Origin of the sequence: Vibrio sp. 10N.261.52.A1, assembly GCF_002876325.1 — a bacterium.
GTDB classification, from domain to species: domain Bacteria; phylum Pseudomonadota; class Gammaproteobacteria; order Enterobacterales; family Vibrionaceae; genus Vibrio; species Vibrio chagasii.
In genome coordinates this window covers 1-289 of record NZ_MCYD01000397.1, presented here as the reverse complement: position 1 = coordinate 289, position 289 = coordinate 1, and the positions used below count along the sequence as shown (strand labels likewise).

At 36.0% G+C, this 289-nt stretch carries 1 protein-coding gene; it reads right to left on the bottom strand.

The window, feature by feature from the left end; all coding sequences use genetic code 11:
- Nucleotides 1-129 (bottom strand): Flp family type IVb pilin (locus BCT81_RS04885; protein ID WP_133152555.1); only part of this gene is annotated, 129 nt, incomplete at its 3' end.
- Nucleotides 130-289: the final 160 nt, after the last annotated feature.

Here is a 289-nt window from a genome sequence, read left to right as displayed (position 1 = left end):
CACTGCTGTCGTTACTAACACAGCCATTGCAACAGCAATCAGACCATACTCGATCGCAGTCACGCCGCGTTCATCGTTTTTGAATGAATGGAAAAAATTGCTAGCAGACACGTATGCTTTAGTTAACATGAGATCTTTACCTATACAGTTGAATATCAATAATTGACTCGCTTTGAGCATATTAATCTTCACACCAAAACTAAAAAATTAGCACATAGCTAAGTTAAGCAAGTTTAAGATCAGTGGGGCTAATGTATTTATGCCATATAAGAGCATCAAAATATTAAAT